Genomic DNA, 16,604 nt, shown 5'->3' on the forward strand with positions numbered 1-16,604 from the left:
TCACGCACTCCCCTGCGTCGTGTTGCTTGCCCCGGTGCGCTCTAACACGCGCATGACCGCACTCCGGGCTCTAACGTTGTCACTAATTTCTTCTGCATTGGCTTTGCTTGCCTTGCCAATCAGGCGAAAAGCCGAAACTTCCTGATCTGCGGTTACCGGGATACCCCGCGGCAACTTTGGCCCCCGAGCCAGGTCCCGCATGAATCGCTTGACCAACCGGTCTTCCAGCGAGTGGAAACTGATTACAACCAGGCGACCACCAGGCTTGAGTCGATCAACGGCCGATTGCAGCCCCGCTTCCAGATCCTCCAGCTCCCGATTGATAAAAATCCGGATCGCCTGAAACGTTCGCGTTGCAGGATGCTTGTGCTTTTCCTTTTTGGGCACAGCCTCACTGACCAACTCAGCAAGCTGACGCGTTGTTTCTATGGATTCCTCCTCACGACGCGCCACAATCAAACGGGCGATACGGCGGGAAAACCTCTCCTCTCCGTATCGCCAGATCACATCTGCGATGTCCTTCTCATCAGCCTCAGCAAGCCACTCTGCGGCGCTGGGCGATTGCTGCGGATTCATCCGCATATCCAGAGGACCATCTCGCATAAAACTGAATCCCCTTGCTGGGTCATCAAGCTGAGGTGAAGACACCCCCAGGTCCATTAACACACCGTTGACCTCGTCCCAGTCGCGCCGATCCAGGGCCAGCCCAATCTCAGCAAACGAGCCGTGGAACCAGGAAAAACGTGCGTCCTCCACAGCCAGGCTTTCTGCCACAGCAATGGCTTCTGGATCTTTGTCGATTCCGAGCAAACTGCCCTGTTCGCCCAAGCGCCCAAGAATGAGACGAGAATGACCACCACGCCCAAAGGTGCAGTCGACATAGTTTCCAGCGGGGTCGTTGACCAGATAATCAACCGCCGAGTCCAGGAGAACCGAGCGGTGCGAATACCCCAACTCGCCCTCCTGCCTGTTACCGGAGGTCATAGGGAAAGAGCCTCCATCTCTGGCGGCATGTCATCGTCATCGGAAGATTCATCCAGCCAGGCAAACCAACGCTCCTCACTCCAGAGCTCCAGCTTTTTTCCCTGACCAATCAACATGAGCTTTTTCTCAAGGTGGGCATAGCTCCTCAGCGTCGGCGGAACAAGGATACGGCCAGCCGAATCCATTTCCATTGGCGCAGCATTACCAAGGAGTAATCGCTGCAGGCGCCGTGCGGCCTTATTCATATTTGGAAGCGCTTCAATTTTCGGCCTCAGCTCTTCCCATTCCGGCTCTGGATACATCAGAAGACAGCGCTCTTCATCGGCATTCGCGGTCAATACAATGCGCCCACCACAGGACTGCGCGAGCTCTTCGCGCACCTTGGCGGGGATCGCCAGGCGACCCTTCGCATCCATATTGATGGCATGACTGCCGAGAAAATTGCTCATTTATGCCTTCTCTGAGGGTTCGAAATCCACAAAAAACCACTTCAAACCACTTTTTCCCACTTCTGCACACTATAGAAACACGCAAATCACAATGCAAGCGCCGTCAACGGCACCACAGTTGCGAAAGTTCCTTTTATGACAAGAGGTTACGAACACACATTCAGGAGTGCGCGGAGATTACGGAAAAGAAAAGAAGGAAAATCAACCACCTGCAAAAAGTTCTGAAGATGGCAAGTGAGGTTTAAGATTATTTGGCTATAACGGAAGGAATGTGAGAACGATAGAAATCACAGTGGTTAAAAAATGAGCTCGCCGATAAGCCGGGTTCTGTCTTGGACAGTCATTCATCTAGGGGCTGCGTCACCACAGCCCTCAAGCAACCTACCCGAATCCAGCGCGGGCCACGCCATTGGATTCCTATTTGGTCTTGCTCCAGGTGGGGTTTACCATCGCCGTGAACTGTTGCCAGTCACGCGGTGCGCTCTTACCGCACCATTTCACCCTTACCGTCGCCCGAAGGCGCTTAGGCGGTTTACTTTCTGCTGCACTGTCCGTCGGCTCGCGCCGCCCAGGCGTTACCTGGCACCTTGCCCTGCGGAGCCCGGACTTTCCTCCCCCGGTTCAACCGGCGGCGACTGTCTGGCGAGCTCGGCGGTGAAGATACTCCTGTCACTACAACCTTGCAAGAAAAACCGGCCACACCACTCAGTCCGGTTTTAACGCCAGAGCCCGCTGGTAGAGCTCGTTCTTGGACTTCCCGGTCAGGCCAGCCACGATCTTCGCCACTTTTTTGACCGGCAACTCGCCAACCAGAGCCGAGATCAACCGGTCCACCTCGATGGCGCCAGCCTCATCATCTCCCGATTGAGAGTCTGCACCACGAACCATAACAACAAACTCGCCACGAGTTCCATGAGGGTCGGCCTGCAAAGCCCCCAAAACCTCTTTCGCCTCCCCGGAATAAAACGTTTCAAAAGCTTTGGTGAGTTCGCGGCCCAGAACCACCTCCCTCTGGCCACCAAACACATCAACCAGATCCTGAACAGTGTCCAGGATTCGGTGAGGGGATTCATAGAACACCAGCGTTGCGGATTCGTCCTGCAAACCCTCAAGAATGCCCTTTCGCCCGGATCGCTTGGCCGGCAGGAAGCCCGCAAAAAGAAAACGATCCGTCGGCAGCCCTGCCGCACTGAGCGCAGCAATAAATGCACAGGCGCCCGGAATGGGAGAAACAGGCAGATTCCGGTTTCTCGCCTCGCGCACAAGCACGTAGCCGGGATCCGATATCAGCGGGGTTCCGGCATCAGACACCAAAGCAACACTATTGCCGGCTTCGAGCTCCTCAAGAACAACACCCATTCGGGCGCGCTCATTGTGGTCGTGCAACGCAACCATCCGCTTTTGCACACCAAGATGCTGAAGCAGCCGTGTGGTATGCCGGGTATCCTCTGCAGCAATAACCGAAACCGTCGACAGAATTCGTGCCGCCCGCGGGGAAAGGTCATCCAGATTACCGATCGGCGTAGCCACTATATAAAGCGTGCCACGGGATTCATCGCTGTCAGTCCCAACGCCCACGCCTGTCAATTCGGAATTCAAATTTCCCGCCTCTCTGCCTGCTTTATCCATCCAATGCATGACACTTACGTCATGTGAATTGACCCCGGAGCTGTTAAACTTGCCCCCGTACCTGTCGGCGGTCCCGAGCCCATTCACCCGGAGTAGTTTTGCCAACCATGACCAAGAATCGATTCAACCACCGAGCCTTTGCCGCTGTGTTCACGGTGGCCCTGCTATCAGCCGGGTGCGCCAGCGTGAATCTGCAATCCCACATCGCAGCAACACCTGAGCAAGCCCTGGAACTGGCCAGCCAGGAATCGAACCGGGAGACCGCGCAACGCTACCTTCTCCGGATCGCGGGCCGCTTTCAGGATCAGGGCAACCACGCAGATGCCAGCAAGGTACTCCAAAGCGAGTTACTGGCGCAACTCAACGCCCCCTTGGACAGCCAACAACGGCTGATGGCCATGGCCAGCGCCGACGCTCTTCAAGACAGCGCCTGGGCAGAGAAAATAGCCAACAATCTCTCACCAGACAGTTTCATCGGCTATCCTCCAGAGTTGCTCGCCAAAGCGGCAAAGCTGCAGGCAAAAACCTACAGTCTTGCCAACGACCGCACCAGTGCGGCAATGACGCTCATTCTGCTTGCGCAGACTGACAGCTCAGCAAACCCTCAGAAACTGCACGACAAAATCTGGCAATTACTGAAGTCATCTTCAGAGGCCAAGCTGGCAAGCGCCAGCACCAAGGCTATCGGCTTTGAGACCCAAGGCTGGCTTGAGCTTGCCTCCACACTACGGGACCCTGGCACGGAGCTCGACGAACAGGGCCGGATCATTCGCCGCTGGCAGAATAACTGGCCAGGGCACCCCGCTGCTCAAGTGTTACCCTCGGAACTGCAACTGATCGCATCCCTATCTGAAAGCCGCCCGGAAAAGATTGCCCTGGCTCTGCCCCTGGAGGGCGCCCTGGCATCCGCGGGCAAGGCCATCCGGGATGGGTTTATAGCGGCCTATTACCAGGACTCAACCGTTGATCGCAGCGTCACCGATATACGGGTTGTAGACACCTCCAACCAACCATTCCGCGAAATCTATCAAAACCTCGTCAGACAAGGCGTCGACCTGATTATCGGACCGCTGGAAAAGGAGGCACTGACTGACCTGGCTTCCATGAACACCCTTCCGGTACCTACACTCGGCCTCAACTATCTGCCAGCAGAAACCCGGGCACCGGACGGACTCTACCAATTCGGGCTGTCAGCCGAGGACGAGGCCAGGCAGATAGCAAACCGACTTACGCAACAAAACATCCGCGATGTCCTGGTGCTCATTCCTCAGGGCGAATGGGGAGATCGCGTCGAAGCCGCGCTGCTACAAAGAATGTCGGAGAATGGCGGCATCGTTCTGGATACTGAGCGCTTCTTCCCGGATGACAATTTACGGGCAGTGACCGCCGACTTACTGGGCATCACCGTCTCCAGGAATCGAGCCATCCAGGTTGAACGAACCATTGGGCTGAATGTGGAATTTGAGCCTCGCCTGAGGCAGGATGCGGAGGCGATTGTGATGGTTGCCAACCCGACGATTGCGCGCCAATTCAAACCACTATTCGCCTTCTATTTCGGTGGTGAACTACCTGTATACTCGCCATCGATCGTCTACGAGGGCACGCCGGATCCATCCCGCGACCGTGACCTGGAGAACGTTATCTTTACAGACATCCCCTGGACTCTGGGCCAGCCAGACCAACTCAAAACCCAGGCCGACAAACATCTGTCCGGCACCCGGGGGCAACTCGGGCGCCTGTTTGCCATGGGTGCGGATGCCTGGCAACTCAGCAAACGTCTGCCATTGCTTCGGCAAGTAGAAACCGCATCGCTGAATGGCTACACCGGCGAACTGACAATGACCAGAGAAGGTAGCGTCCACCGCAAGCAATTATGGGCGCAGTTCCAAAGGGGCCAGCCCGCCCTGCTGGAGAACACCACTCCCGCCTCAGAGGCTCCTGTCGAGGAAATGCCAGAAACCTGATCAACTAACGGATATCCCGCCATGGATGGCAAACGGGCAGTGGGCGCCCATTATGAGGGCGTAGCGGAGCGATACTTGAAAAGTCGTGGCGTAAGAATCATCGATCGCAACGTCTACAACCGGGGCGGCGAACTCGACCTAATTGGATACGAAAAAAATACGCTGATCTTTTTTGAGGTTCGCTACAGAGGCAGCGGCAGCCTGAGCGATCCGGCCAGCTCCGTGAATTACCCAAAGCAGAAACGCCTTCTCAAAGCGGCTTCCTTCTACCTTCATAAGCACGGTCTTTGGAACGCAGAAAGTCGCATTGATGTTGTCGCGATCTCGCCGGGTACCATCAAAAAATACCGGGTACAATGGATCCGAAACGCAATTCAGGCAGGATAGAAGACGGTAATGATTGATACTGAACAACAGATAAATCAATGGTTTGCCACCCACATGGAACAAACTGCACAGGCGGCAAGCACCGTTGGCCCATCCATTGAGGCAGTTGCAGACGCCTTTGTCGGCACCCTGTTACAAGACGGCAAGATCATTACCTGCGCGAATGGCAGCGCCAACATTCTGGCCCAATATTTCTGCACCGCACTACTGAATCGCTTCGATCAGGACAGACCAGCGCTGCCCGCGATTAACCTGGGAGCAGACGCAACGACCTACTCGGCAATTTGCAGAGACAACCGATTCAACGACACCTTCTCTCGCCAGGTACGCGCCATTGGCAAACCAGGCGATCTGCTTTTTGTCATCGTTGACGATGGGCACAAGGCCAACCTGATTCAGGCCATTCAGGCGGCACACGACCGGGAGATGAGCGTTATGGTTCTCAGTGCCCGGGAAAAGTCCGATATTACGTCACTGATGCACTCGGAGGATCACGAGATTGCATTGCACGATCTCCCCCCCACGGAAGCAACTCCGCTGCTTCTGTTGATCATTAATGCTCTGTGCGGACTTGTGGACAGCAAACTCTTTGGCGGATAAAAAAAGCCAGCGATTGCTGGCCTTTTTCGTTCGACAGAAGGCTTATTTGACAACCTTCAGGGTAGGACGACCTGACGGACGCTCATCTGAAGACGGCGGCGGAGTCTCTTTCTCTCCCGGACCATCCGGGTCTGGGGATCCAGGCTCACTGCCGAAGACCATGCCTTCGCCGTTTTCCTTAGCATAAATCGCCATCACAGCCTGCAGCGGAATGAATACCTGCATAGGCACGCCACCGAATCGGGCGCTGAACTCGAGCGCGCCATTTCCAACCACCAAGCCACGAACGGCCCCCGGACTGATATTCAGGACGATCTGCCCGTTGGCAACGTGCTCAGTAGGCACCTGAACTCCCTGAATACCCGCATCCACCACAATGTACGGCGTGCAATCATTATCCAGAATCCACTCATTGAACGCCCGCACCAGGTATGGGCGGCTGGACGTCATGGTGACATTGCTTTCCGACATTACGACTCTCCTGCCTGAACTTCAGGGTCCAAATCAGCTACGAATGTCTTCTTCCAGATCAGACAGGCTGGCCTTGAAACCTTCACGACTGAAGATGTTGTCCATATATTTCAGAAGTGGTTTTACCTGCTTGTCATCACCAAGATCGATACCCAGAGCCGGCAACCGCCACAGGATCGGAGCAATGCAGCAATCTACAATGGTAAACTCTTCAGACAGGAAGAACGGCATCTCACCAAACAGTGGCGCAGTGGCCAAAAGGCTCTCGCGTAGTTCCTTGCGAGCCGCATCAGAAGCTTTGGCGCTCGGCTGCGCCAGAATCTGATCAACCAGTCCGCACCAGTCTTTCTGAATGCGATGCATCATCAGACGACTGTTTGCCCGGGCAACCGGATACACCGGCAACAGCGGAGGATGCGGGAATCGCTCGTCCAGATACTCCATCATGATATTCGGCTCATAGAGCACCAGATCACGATCTACCAGAGTAGGCAGAGCGTTATACGGGTTCAGATCAGCGAGCTCTGCCGGTGGGCTGTCCGGATCCACATCAACGATATCAACAGTTACACCCTTTTCCGCCAATACGATACGTACACGATGACTGTACTGGCTGGAAGGATCCGAAAAAAACGTCATTGATGACCGCTTGGTCACAACGCCCATAGAGCTACCTCACGAGTAAACAAACTGAAATAATCCTGAAAAACAAAATTCCAGCGACCATAGCTATGGTCGCTGGAACTCAGGAGACGGGATTATACCCTATTTCTCAGTGCACGTCCTTCCAGTACTCACGATTGAGCAGGTAAGCAAAGACGAAGAAGATCGCAACAAAAATCAGTACGAAAATCCCCAGACGCTCACGCTCAACCTTCACCGGATCCGCCATGTATGACAGGAAATTGGTCAGATCGTACATCGCCTGATCAAACTCCGCAGGCGTCATACTTCCTTCCAACGCGTACTCCGGACATGCATCCGCGTTGTTGATATTGCCACTCAGCGGCTCAACAGAAGGCGCAACGCCGATGTGCGGCTCAACCGCACACAGTCCCTGCAAACCAACCAGCACGTGCGGCATACCTACGTTCGGGAAAACGACATTGTTGACACCGAGCGGACGGGATTCGTCCTTGTAGAATCCACGCAGGTACGAATACACCCAGGACTCGCCACGCAGGCGGGCTTCCAGAGTCAGATCCGGCGGTGGAGCACCGAACCAGCCTGCAGCCATGTCCTTGCTCATGGAATTCTTCATCAGCTCACCAATTTTGGCGCCAGTGAAGATAAGATTGTCGGTGTAAAGGTCCAGAGGGATTTCGAGATCCTCGGCCACACGCTTGTAACGCGCGTACTCCGTAGAGTGACAACCCTGGCAGTAGTTCGAGAACAAGGCCACGCCACGCTGCAGAGACTCTTTGTTTGTGTGGTCGGTTTCAATGTGGTCCATCGGGACCCCTGCCCCACCGGCTGCCAGCGCAAAGGCCGGCAGGATTGCGATGAAAAGACCAAAAATCAGCTTTCTCATTATCCTGTCACCCTCTCTGGCACTGGCTTGGTTTTCTCCATGCGCGTATAGAACGGCATCAGAATGAAGTAGAGGAAGTACAGCACGGTCAGAACCTGAGCCAGCGCAGTACGCCCCGCCGTCGCCGGGACAAGGCCAAGATAGCCAAGGATCACAAAGCTGATGGCAAAAATGATCAGTGCGATGCGGCTCAACCAGCCCTTATAGCGAATTGAACGTACCGGACTACGATCCAGCCATGGCAGAACGAAGAGGATCGCAATGGCACCGCCCATCACTACAACGCCCCAGAACTTGGCCGGCAAACCAAACAGATCAACCGTCACCGCACGCAGCATTGCGTAGAAAGGCGTGAAGTACCAAACCGGTGCAATGTGAGCAGGTGTTTTCAGAGCGTTAGCAGGTTCAAAGTTTGGTTTCTCCAGGAACAGACCGCCCATTTCAGGGAAGAAGAACACCACAACGAAGAAAATAAAGAAGAACACCGCAACACCCACCAGATCGTGGACGGAGTAGTACGGATGGAACGGAATGCCGTCTTTCGGGATACCGTTTTCATCCTTGTTCTTCTTGATGTCGATACCGTCAGGGTTGTTTGAACCCACTTCGTGCAGGGCCAGAATGTGCAGAACAACGAGACCCAACAGAACGATCGGCAGCGCGACAACGTGAAGCGCGAAGAAGCGGTTCAGGGTAATACCCGAGATCAGATAATCACCGCGAATCCACAAAGACAGATCATCGCCAATGACCGGAATCGCACCGAACAGGTTAACAATTACCTGGGCGCCCCAGTATGACATCTGACCCCACGGCAGCAGGTAGCCCATAAAGGCTTCTGCCATCAGAACCAGATATATCAGCATACCGAAGATCCAGATCAACTCGCGAGGCTTCTGATAAGAGCCATACATCAGGCCACGGAACATGTGGAGATAGACCACGATAAAGAACGCCGAGGCCCCGGTGGAATGCAGATAGCGGAGCAACCAGCCCCACTCTACATCTCGCATGATGTATTCAACGGAAGAGAATGCGCCTTCCGCTGACGGGTTGTAACTCATGGTCAGCCAGATACCGGTTACCAATTGGTTAACCAGAACCAGCATGGCCAGAGAGCCAAAGAAGTACCACACGTTAAAATTCTTCGGCGCGTAATACTTGGCCAGGTGATTATTCCAGGCATCAACGATCGGCAGACGCTCGTCCACCCACTGAATTAACTTCTGCATTACGCTGCCTCCGGGTCAAGACCGATCGTGAGGGTCGCATCATCGTCAAAGCGATAAGGCGGAACCTCGAGGTTCAGTGGAGCAGGCTGTGCCTGATATACCCGGCCAGACAGATCGTAGTGGGAGCCGTGGCACGGACAGAAGAAACCACCCAACCAATCTTCGCCCAAGTCGGCTGGCGCCACTTCAGGTCGATAGGAGGGCACACACCCAAGATGCGTACAGAGCCCAACAAGTACCGCAAATTCTGGCTTCAGAGCGCGGTACACGCCCTCGATGTACTGAGGCTGCTGCGGCTCTTCGGACTGAGGGTCCTTCACCGCATCGTTCAACTTCTCGATGTTTTTCAACATCTCCTCGGTACGGCGGACGATCCAGACAGGCTTACCGCGCCATTCGACGGTAATCTGTTGACCTGGTTCGATCTTACTGACATTGACGGTTACCGGCGCACCAGCCGCTTCCGCTTTGGCACTGGGATTCCAGGATGCCACGAAAGGGACTGCCGCACCGACGACGCCGACTCCACCGACCACGGACGTAGCGCCGATCAGGAACCGGCGTCGGCCTTGGCTCACGTCGCCATTACTCATTATGGTTTTCTCCCATCAGGCGATGTCACAGCCCACTCCAAAGCAGGCAAGGTGCATCTTATAAGGACTTCACAACCCAAAAATATAAGCGCCCAAATGGTAATGAAATTACCAGGGCCTTACAAGTCGGAAAGCCGCCCGCAGCGGCCCTTCCCTGCTCCAGATCAATTTGCAGACATTTCAGCCGAACACAAAAAAACCCGACCATAGGCCGGGTTTTCCTGGGTTCTGCTCCAGCGATATTAACGCTTGGAGAACTGAGGACGCTTACGCGCCTTGCGCAGACCCACTTTCTTACGCTCGACTTCACGGGCGTCACGGGTAACATAACCCGCTTTGCGCAGAGCCGGACGCAGAGTCTCATCATAGTCCATCAGTGCACGGGTCAGACCATGGCGAATTGCACCCGCCTGACCACTAGTACCACCACCTTTAACAGTGATGTTGATATCGAAACGATCGACAGACTCAGCAACCACCAGCGGCTGACGAACGATCATGCGCAGAGTCTCACGACCGAAGAATTCTTCGATAGTACGACCATTGATAGTGATGTTACCGCTACCCGGCTTGATAAAGACGCGAGCCGTGGAGTTCTTGCGGCGACCAGTACCGTAATTTTGTGCTACAGACATATCCGCCTTCCGTTAAATGTCGAGTTCTTTGGGCTGCTGGGCTGCATGAGGATGCTCAGCGCCGGCGTAGACTTTCAGCTTCTTGAACATGGCGCGGCCGAGCGGACCCTTCGGAAGCATGCCTTTGACAGACTTCTGGATAATTTGCTCGGGAGCCTTGTCTACCAGCTTCTCGAAATTGATGGACTTGATGCCACCTGGAAAGCCGGTGTGGCTATAGTACATCTTTGCAGATGCCTTTTTGCCGGTAACCTGCACTTGGCTGGCATTGATAACCACGATGTAGTCGCCAGTGTCCACGTGAGGGGTGTACTCAGCTTTATGCTTGCCCCGCAGACGAAGGGCGATTTCGGTTGACAGACGACCCAGCGTCTTGCCGGCTGCGTCTACAACGTACCAGTCACGTTTTACTGTTTCTGGTTTCGCACTCAGAGTCTTCATTGATTCCGCCTTGAACGCTATAAAAGAAACGTTTACCACCACCGCTCACGCACGTAATCGGGGAGGCATTTACCTGTATATAAGTCGGCAGTGACACCATTCGGGGCTGAGATAGTGACATCGCCTTGAAAAGCCAGGGCGCGAAGTATACTCGAACCACCCAAGAAAGCCAACCCTGAGCCCAAGTGTTTCGCTATTCCCTTATGCCCGGAGCGGGGAAGATTTCCAACCGTAAAGACGGCACACATTCTCCAGCAATACTGGCGACAGCTTTTCGACCGAAGTTCCTCTGAGTTCAGCCAGCACCTCAATAATGCCCGGTAGAAAGACGGGCGAATTCCTTCCCTTCTGGACGCCCTCGGGAGCCATATCCGGCGCATCCGTCTCCACGACCAGTACATCGTCAGGAAGCCGGGAGATGGCCTCTCGTGTTTTCCTTGCTCTTGAGTGACTGATAACACCACCCACCCCGATATAACAGCCAAGATCCACAAGCTTTCTGGCCTGCTCATAGGAGCCCGAGAAACCATGCAGCAAGGCCCGTCCATTCCAGCCGCGCCGCCTCAGCACTGAGCACACATCATCGTGCGTTTTTACTGAATGGATTATCAGCGGGTAATCGCACTTGGCGGCAATGTCTACCTGAGCTTCAAACCAGGGCAACTGTTGCGGCACATTACCTTTTAACCGGTCAAGACCACATTCGCCAATTCCCACGCAACGTTCCGGTCGCTGCTCCAGCATCCGCGCCAGTTCATCCAGATCGCGGTCATTGTGCTCATCGATGTACCAGGGATGGATACCGAGACAATAAAAAACGTCGGGGAAAGATCGGGCGACTTCACGCACTCTCGACCAGTCGGCATGTCGAACGCCCGGAATGACAAGAGCCACCATCCCGGCGTGTCTCGCCGAGGCCAGTTCGTCGGACCGGAGCCCGTCAAACCGGGGAAAGTCAAAATGGCAGTGGGCATCGACAAACCTCATGCTGGCCTCCCCCCAACTGTATCCAACTAAGGGATCAGTGCTCCCTGGTTTTATGGAACTGGATATCGGGATAACGTTCCTGAGCCAGGTTCAAGTTAACCATTGTGGGCGCAATGTAGGCGAGACGGTCGCTTCCGTCGAGAGCCAGGTTATCGTTGTTCTTGCGCTGAAATTCGTCCAGTTTCTTCTCGTCCGAACAGGTCACCCATCGTGCCGTTGCCACATTGATCGGCTCATAAATTGCCTCGACCTTATATTCACTCTTGAGACGACTAACCACCACATCAAACTGGAGCACGCCAACCGCGCCTACGATAAGATCATTATTGCGCATTGGGCGAAAAACCTGCACAGCCCCCTCTTCCGACAGCTGAATCAAGCCTTTCTGCAGCTGTTTGGCCTTCAGCGGGTCCTTCAAACGAATACGGCGGAACAATTCCGGAGCGAAGTTCGGGATACCGGTGAACTTGATGTCCTCACCGGCGGTAAACGTATCGCCAAGCTGGATCGTCCCGTGGTTGTGCAGCCCAATAATATCGCCGGCAAATGCCTCTGCCGCATGCTCCCGATCTCCTGCCATAAAGGTTAGTGCATCCGAGAAGCGGACATCTTTGCCAATACGGACATGGCGGGCTTTCATGCCATGACTGTATTTGCCCGAGACGATGCGCAGAAAGGCAACCCGATCCCGGTGCTGGGGATCCATGTTCGCCTGAATCTTGAACACAAACCCGGAGAATCCATCTTCCGCAGGCTCGACCAGGCGTTGATCGGTTTCCCGCGGCTGGGGCTCTGGCGCCCACTCGACCAGGCCATCCAGCATGTGGTCGACACCGAAGTTACCCAGCGCCGTCCCGAAGAAGACCGGCGTCAGTTCGCCAGCCAGGAACGCTTCCTGATCAAACTCATGGGACGCACCTTTAACCAGCTCAATCTCATCCCGAAGATCAGAAGCGTAACTGCCGATCACGTCATCCAGTTCCGGGTTATCGAGACCGCTGATGATGCGCTTTTCCTGAATGGTGTGGCCCTGCCCGGTCTGGTAGAGAATAACCTCATCCCGCAGCAAGTGATAAACACCCTTGAAGCCCTTACCCATTCCGATTGGCCAGGTAATCGGTGCACAGGCAATCTTGAGAACGTCCTCAACCTCGTCCATGAGTTCGATCGGATCCCGGGTATCCCGGTCAAGTTTGTTCATGAACGTCAGGATCGGCGTATCACGGAGGCGGGTAACTTCCATCAGTTTGATAGTCCGTTCCTCAACACCTTTCGCACTGTCGATCACCATCAGACAGGAATCGACGGCCGTGAGGGTCCGGTAGGTATCTTCAGAGAAGTCTTCGTGGCCCGGTGTATCCAGGAGGTTCACCAATTTCCCCCCATAGGGAAACTGCATCACCGAGGTGGTGACGGAAATACCACGCTCCTTTTCCATCTCCATCCAGTCAGATTTGGCATGTTGACCAGACTTCTTGCCTTTGACGGTACCCGCCTTCTGGAGCGCCTGACCGAACAGCAACACCTTCTCGGTGATGGTTGTCTTACCGGCATCCGGGTGAGAAATAATGGCGAAGGTGCGGCGTTGAGCCACTTCCTGGGAAAGGCTGGACATAATGAGAAAATAACCTGATTCGGGTGTACTGGAAAGCCCGCTATTATAGGGGGTAAGTGAGCATTACGCGAACAACGGTGACCGGGTCAGACCGCCAGAGCCATGACCCGGGCATCCTCTCTGCCATCAGCCGCCGGATAATAGTTAGGACGTACGCCAATCTCGGAAAACCCTTCACTGAGATAGAGGGCCGAAGCCACGTCATTACTTACCCTAACCTCAAGAATCATCTGCTCCATCCCGTCTCTGGAGGACTCAGCGAGAAGGTGACGCAGCAACAGCCGCCCCGCACCCGCCCCACGGATCTTAGGGCTTATACAGATATTAAGCAGGTGTGCCTCATCGAACATATAGGCGACCACGGCGTACCCGGTCAGGCATTCGCCTGACACCAGAGCCCAGAGCCGATAGTTATCCCTGAAACAGTCCCGGAAAACAGATTCAGACCAGGGGAAGGAATAACCCTGACGCTCGATATCAAGCACCATTGGTAAATCCTCGGGGACAAGCCTCCTAACCCTGAAGTCAGCTCTCCTAACATGTTCAAATTCCCGCCCGCCGGACATCAGCCCGCAGCCAATGGTCTTAGCTGGCTCCACAACGCCCGCTTGAGCTCAGGACTGGACGACAGCTCTGCGAGAGAATGTCGGTAAACCAGGCCTTGATCAAGCCCGGCGTCCAGCAGAAGCTGCTCGATTTTCCCGGTACTGGATTCATCGCCTGAGTGCAGAAGGATCAGAGTTCGCCCCTTGAACGCGGTAAAAACATCCGACATCACGCTCGCCAGGTCGGATGACGAATTGCCGGGGACTTTGACGTTATTGAACACCGGCCAGCGCAATGGGCCCAAGGCAGAGGGTGCGACTTCACCGATGCTCTTCATAATATTGAGAGCAAGCGTCTCCTGTAATCGATTGCTTGCATCGTCCGCGAGCCCGCAAGCGAGGCAGAAACGGTTCCCTCCCCAGGCTTTCAGATTGAGAGGGATCGCTTCCGCCCGGGCAACAACATCGGTTACCCCAGCAGAATCTTCGCTCGAGCCACCCGCAACCTCTGGTAGCGCGCGAGACTCAGTCTCAGAAACCGGCTTTGGCTCCGGGACTTTGCTTTCCTTGCCGCCAACCATCAGCGCCTGCAAATCGGGCTTTCCATGTGCCCCACCCGGGCCTGTCGGCAATACCTCTGCAGCTACCGGACGCGGAAATTCCCGCGCTACCGGTTGAACCCCCGGTTCCGGCACGGGGGTCGACACCTCCTCCGGAAACACAAACTCCGGACTCGGCGCAGCCCCAGGCAAATGTTCCCGGGCATACCAGAGGCTGACCCCTGCCATGCCCAGATAGAACTGCCGTTCAGCTTCCGTATGAGTCATTGAGATATCCAGTGCATTCCAGGCAATGGCTACACGTCAGCCACTTGCGGGTGCTGTCGCAGACCACTGCGGCTAATCAGGTTGAGAGCTTCCACATAGGCTTTCGCGGAAGCAATGATCACGTCCGTATCAGAACCGATACCGTTGACGATACGGCCTCCCCGTTCCAAACGAACAGTTACCTCACCCTGCGCATCGGTGCCACTGGTAATGGCGTTAACCGAATACAATTGCAGGTTACACCCCGAGTCAACAAGCGATTCTATGGCCTTGAACGTGGCGTCTACGGGCCCACTGCCCTCCGCTTCAACGGTGTGTTCCTTGCCGTCCACCATAAGTGTCAAATGTGCTTTGGGCTTTACACCGGTTTCGGAACAGACCTGCATGCAAACCAAACCATAACGCCCCTCTTCCTCTTCCTGAAGGGTATCACTCGCAATTGCCTGCAGGTCCTCGTCGAATATTTCGTGCTTGAGATCAGCCAGTGCCTTGAAGCGGGTGAAGGCTTCGTTAAGCTCTGTCTCGGTGTCGAACTGGATACCAAGTTCCTGCAGGCGAGTCCGGAACGCGTTCCGGCCGGAGTGTTTGCCAAGGACCAGACTGTTGGTATGCCAGCCAACGTCCTCCGCTCGCATGATCTCGTAGGTTTCACGATGCTTGAGGACACCATCCTGGTGAATACCTGATTCATGAGCGAAGGCATTAGCTCCAACGATGGCCTTGTTGGGCTGAACCGGAAAACCCGTAATGGTGGACACCAGACGGGAGGCGGGCACGATGTGCTGGGTATCAATGCGAGTATCGATATTAAACAGGTCCTGACGGGTACGCACGGCCATGACGATTTCTTCAAGCGAGGCATTGCCTGCCCGTTCGCCCAGGCCATTGATTGTACATTCGACCTGACGCGCGCCGCTGGTGACAGCCGCCAGTGAGTTCGCGACTGCAAGCCCCAGATCGTTGTGACAATGCACCGAGAAAATCGCCTTGTCGGCGTTCGGAATACGGTTCAGAAGTTGCCGAATTGTCTCACCGAACTGGTCGGGAATGGCGTAGCCAACGGTATCAGGGATGTTGATCGTTCTGGCGCCAGCATCAATTGCCGCTTCGATGATGCGACAGAGAAAATCCAGTTCGGACCGCCCCGCGTCTTCGCAAGAGAACTCAACATCGTCCACATGGCCGCGAGCGCGTTTAACGGCATGGACAGCCTGCTCAATAACCTGATTCGGCTCCATCTGTAACTTGTGCTTCATGTGGATGGGGGATGTTGCAATGAAGGTATGAATGCGCCCCCGCTCTGCCGGTCGAATTGCTTCTGCAGCACGATCAATATCGTTGTCGAGTGCGCGAGCAAGACTGCAAACCGTGGAGTCCTTAATGGTCTCGGCAATGGATTTGACCGCGTCAAAATCACCCTGGCTGGCAATCGCAAATCCCGCCTCAATCACGTCAACCCGAAGCTTCTCCAGCGCCTTGGCTATACGGAGTTTCTCCGCCTTATTCATGGTAGCGCCCGGGCTTTGCTCGCCGTCACGGAGGGTTGTATCGAAAATGACCAGGTGATCGGTTGCGGTCATTGCAGAGCTCCCATCAGAAGAAACGTTGGTTTTGGTTATCCCCGGCAGTATATCACTTCTTGAAACGCTCAGAATCCGAGCTCCGTGGAGTTTTTCAGGCAATAAAAAACCCCAGCATCGGGGATGCTGGGGTT

Annotated in this window: 18 protein-coding genes and 1 other RNA gene; 3 read left to right on the top strand and 16 right to left on the bottom strand. The window is 55.0% G+C overall.

The features are described from left to right. From rsmH to rsmI, 4 genes are all read right to left on the bottom strand, one after another. The gene (gene rsmH, locus D777_RS11030) at positions 1-984 is read right to left on the bottom strand and encodes a 16S rRNA (cytosine(1402)-N(4))-methyltransferase RsmH (protein ID WP_036131952.1); all 984 of its coding nucleotides are present in this window, start codon (positions 982-984) and stop codon (positions 1-3) included. Next, entirely contained in the window at positions 981-1,433 is a 453-nt protein-coding gene (gene mraZ, locus D777_RS11035; RefSeq protein WP_036131954.1) for a division/cell wall cluster transcriptional repressor MraZ, read from the bottom strand. The genes rsmH and mraZ overlap by 4 nt, the downstream gene beginning before the upstream one ends. A 300-nt stretch (positions 1,434-1,733) precedes the next feature. Beyond that, positions 1,734-2,084, bottom strand: an RNA gene (gene rnpB, locus D777_RS17675) — RNase P RNA component class A. 54 nt (positions 2,085-2,138) lie between these two features. After that, on the bottom strand, positions 2,139-3,032 hold the full coding sequence (rsmI, locus tag D777_RS11040; protein ID WP_036132061.1) for a 16S rRNA (cytidine(1402)-2'-O)-methyltransferase: 894 nt from the start codon (positions 3,030-3,032) through the stop codon (positions 2,139-2,141). Positions 3,033-3,169: 137 nt separating this feature from the next. Between rsmI and D777_RS11045 the strand changes: the two genes are divergently transcribed. Genes D777_RS11045 through D777_RS11055 form a run of 3 tightly spaced genes read left to right on the top strand, consistent with a single transcriptional unit; the run spans position 3,170 to position 6,013 of the window. Beyond that, a complete protein-coding gene (locus D777_RS11045) occupies positions 3,170-5,026 on the top strand; it encodes a penicillin-binding protein activator (RefSeq protein WP_051669069.1) in 1,857 nt (618 codons plus the stop codon). A gap of 21 nt (positions 5,027-5,047) precedes the next feature. Beyond that, on the top strand, positions 5,048-5,413 hold the full coding sequence (locus D777_RS11050; RefSeq protein WP_036131956.1) for a YraN family protein: 366 nt from the start codon (positions 5,048-5,050) through the stop codon (positions 5,411-5,413). A 9-nt stretch (positions 5,414-5,422) separates the two neighbouring features. Beyond that, positions 5,423-6,013, top strand: coding sequence for a D-sedoheptulose-7-phosphate isomerase (locus D777_RS11055; RefSeq protein WP_036131958.1), 591 nt, complete (start codon positions 5,423-5,425; stop codon positions 6,011-6,013). Positions 6,014-6,055: 42 nt separating this feature from the next. Here D777_RS11055 and D777_RS11060 read toward each other — a convergent pair whose 3' ends face one another. The 12 genes from D777_RS11060 to D777_RS11115 all read right to left on the bottom strand — a co-directional run bounded on the left by D777_RS11060 (position 6,056) and on the right by D777_RS11115 (position 16,470). Continuing rightward, entirely contained in the window at positions 6,056-6,463 is a 408-nt protein-coding gene (locus D777_RS11060; protein ID WP_227501749.1) for a ClpXP protease specificity-enhancing factor, read from the bottom strand. 54 nt (positions 6,464-6,517) lie between these two features. Beyond that, the gene (locus D777_RS11065; RefSeq protein WP_036131963.1) at positions 6,518-7,150 is read right to left on the bottom strand and encodes a glutathione S-transferase N-terminal domain-containing protein; all 633 of its coding nucleotides are present in this window, start codon (positions 7,148-7,150) and stop codon (positions 6,518-6,520) included. A gap of 106 nt (positions 7,151-7,256) precedes the next feature. Beyond that, positions 7,257-8,015, bottom strand: coding sequence for a cytochrome c1 (locus D777_RS11070; protein ID WP_036131965.1), 759 nt, complete (start codon positions 8,013-8,015; stop codon positions 7,257-7,259). Then, positions 8,015-9,247, bottom strand: coding sequence for a cytochrome b (locus tag D777_RS11075; protein ID WP_036131967.1), 1,233 nt, complete (start codon positions 9,245-9,247; stop codon positions 8,015-8,017). The genes D777_RS11070 and D777_RS11075 overlap by 1 nt, the downstream gene beginning before the upstream one ends. Beyond that, entirely contained in the window at positions 9,247-9,840 is a 594-nt protein-coding gene (gene petA, locus D777_RS11080) for a ubiquinol-cytochrome c reductase iron-sulfur subunit (protein WP_036131969.1), read from the bottom strand. The genes D777_RS11075 and petA overlap by 1 nt, the downstream gene beginning before the upstream one ends. Before the next feature lie 242 nt (positions 9,841-10,082). Further along, the gene (gene rpsI / locus D777_RS11085) at positions 10,083-10,475 is read right to left on the bottom strand and encodes a 30S ribosomal protein S9 (RefSeq protein ID WP_036131971.1); all 393 of its coding nucleotides are present in this window, start codon (positions 10,473-10,475) and stop codon (positions 10,083-10,085) included. Positions 10,476-10,487: 12 nt separating this feature from the next. Further along, positions 10,488-10,916, bottom strand: a complete 429-nt coding sequence (gene rplM, locus D777_RS11090; protein ID WP_036131973.1) for a 50S ribosomal protein L13 — start codon at positions 10,914-10,916, stop codon at positions 10,488-10,490. A 201-nt stretch (positions 10,917-11,117) separates the two neighbouring features. Next, positions 11,118-11,903: a TatD family hydrolase gene (locus D777_RS11095; protein ID WP_036131975.1), complete on the bottom strand. Its 786-nt coding sequence runs from the start codon at positions 11,901-11,903 to the stop codon at positions 11,118-11,120. 34 nt (positions 11,904-11,937) lie between these two features. Then, positions 11,938-13,518, bottom strand: coding sequence for a peptide chain release factor 3 (gene prfC, locus D777_RS11100; protein WP_036131977.1), 1,581 nt, complete (start codon positions 13,516-13,518; stop codon positions 11,938-11,940). 86 nt (positions 13,519-13,604) lie between these two features. Beyond that, complete coding sequence (gene rimI / locus D777_RS11105) at positions 13,605-14,006, bottom strand: ribosomal protein S18-alanine N-acetyltransferase (protein ID WP_264673440.1); 402 nt, start codon at positions 14,004-14,006, stop codon at positions 13,605-13,607. Between the two features lie 77 nt (positions 14,007-14,083). Beyond that, the gene (locus D777_RS11110) at positions 14,084-14,890 is read right to left on the bottom strand and encodes a hypothetical protein (RefSeq protein WP_036131982.1); all 807 of its coding nucleotides are present in this window, start codon (positions 14,888-14,890) and stop codon (positions 14,084-14,086) included. Between the two features lie 29 nt (positions 14,891-14,919). After that, positions 14,920-16,470 carry a 2-isopropylmalate synthase gene (locus D777_RS11115; protein ID WP_036131985.1) on the bottom strand — a complete coding sequence of 517 codons (1,551 nt, stop codon included), beginning with the start codon at positions 16,468-16,470 and terminating at the stop codon, positions 14,920-14,922. Between the last annotated feature and the right edge of the window lie 134 nt (positions 16,471-16,604).

Source organism: Marinobacter nitratireducens (assembly GCF_000708045.1).
Classification (GTDB): domain Bacteria; phylum Pseudomonadota; class Gammaproteobacteria; order Pseudomonadales; family Oleiphilaceae; genus Marinobacter; species Marinobacter nitratireducens.

Excerpts from the sequence above, each read along its gene's own strand:
- rsmH (WP_036131952.1), bottom strand. The coding sequence starts at position 984 with ATGACCTCCGGTAACAGGCAGGAGGGCGAGTTGGGGTATTCGCACCGC.
- mraZ (WP_036131954.1), bottom strand. The coding sequence starts at position 1,433 with ATGAGCAATTTTCTCGGCAGTCATGCCATCAATATGGATGCGAAGGGT.
- D777_RS11045 (WP_051669069.1), top strand. The coding sequence starts at position 3,170 with ATGACCAAGAATCGATTCAACCACCGAGCCTTTGCCGCTGTGTTCACG.
- D777_RS11050 (WP_036131956.1), top strand. The coding sequence starts at position 5,048 with ATGGATGGCAAACGGGCAGTGGGCGCCCATTATGAGGGCGTAGCGGAG.
- D777_RS11055 (WP_036131958.1), top strand. The coding sequence starts at position 5,423 with ATGATTGATACTGAACAACAGATAAATCAATGGTTTGCCACCCACATG.
- D777_RS11060 (WP_227501749.1), bottom strand. The coding sequence starts at position 6,463 with ATGACGTCCAGCCGCCCATACCTGGTGCGGGCGTTCAATGAGTGGATT.
- D777_RS11065 (WP_036131963.1), bottom strand. The coding sequence starts at position 7,150 with ATGGGCGTTGTGACCAAGCGGTCATCAATGACGTTTTTTTCGGATCCT.
- D777_RS11070 (WP_036131965.1), bottom strand. The coding sequence starts at position 8,015 with ATGAGAAAGCTGATTTTTGGTCTTTTCATCGCAATCCTGCCGGCCTTT.
- D777_RS11075 (WP_036131967.1), bottom strand. The coding sequence starts at position 9,247 with ATGCAGAAGTTAATTCAGTGGGTGGACGAGCGTCTGCCGATCGTTGAT.
- petA (WP_036131969.1), bottom strand. The coding sequence starts at position 9,840 with ATGAGTAATGGCGACGTGAGCCAAGGCCGACGCCGGTTCCTGATCGGC.
- rpsI (WP_036131971.1), bottom strand. The coding sequence starts at position 10,475 with ATGTCTGTAGCACAAAATTACGGTACTGGTCGCCGCAAGAACTCCACG.
- rplM (WP_036131973.1), bottom strand. The coding sequence starts at position 10,916 with ATGAAGACTCTGAGTGCGAAACCAGAAACAGTAAAACGTGACTGGTAC.
- D777_RS11095 (WP_036131975.1), bottom strand. The coding sequence starts at position 11,903 with ATGAGGTTTGTCGATGCCCACTGCCATTTTGACTTTCCCCGGTTTGAC.
- prfC (WP_036131977.1), bottom strand. The coding sequence starts at position 13,518 with ATGTCCAGCCTTTCCCAGGAAGTGGCTCAACGCCGCACCTTCGCCATT.
- rimI (WP_264673440.1), bottom strand. The coding sequence starts at position 14,006 with ATGGTGCTTGATATCGAGCGTCAGGGTTATTCCTTCCCCTGGTCTGAA.
- D777_RS11110 (WP_036131982.1), bottom strand. The coding sequence starts at position 14,890 with ATGACTCATACGGAAGCTGAACGGCAGTTCTATCTGGGCATGGCAGGG.
- D777_RS11115 (WP_036131985.1), bottom strand. The coding sequence starts at position 16,470 with ATGACCGCAACCGATCACCTGGTCATTTTCGATACAACCCTCCGTGAC.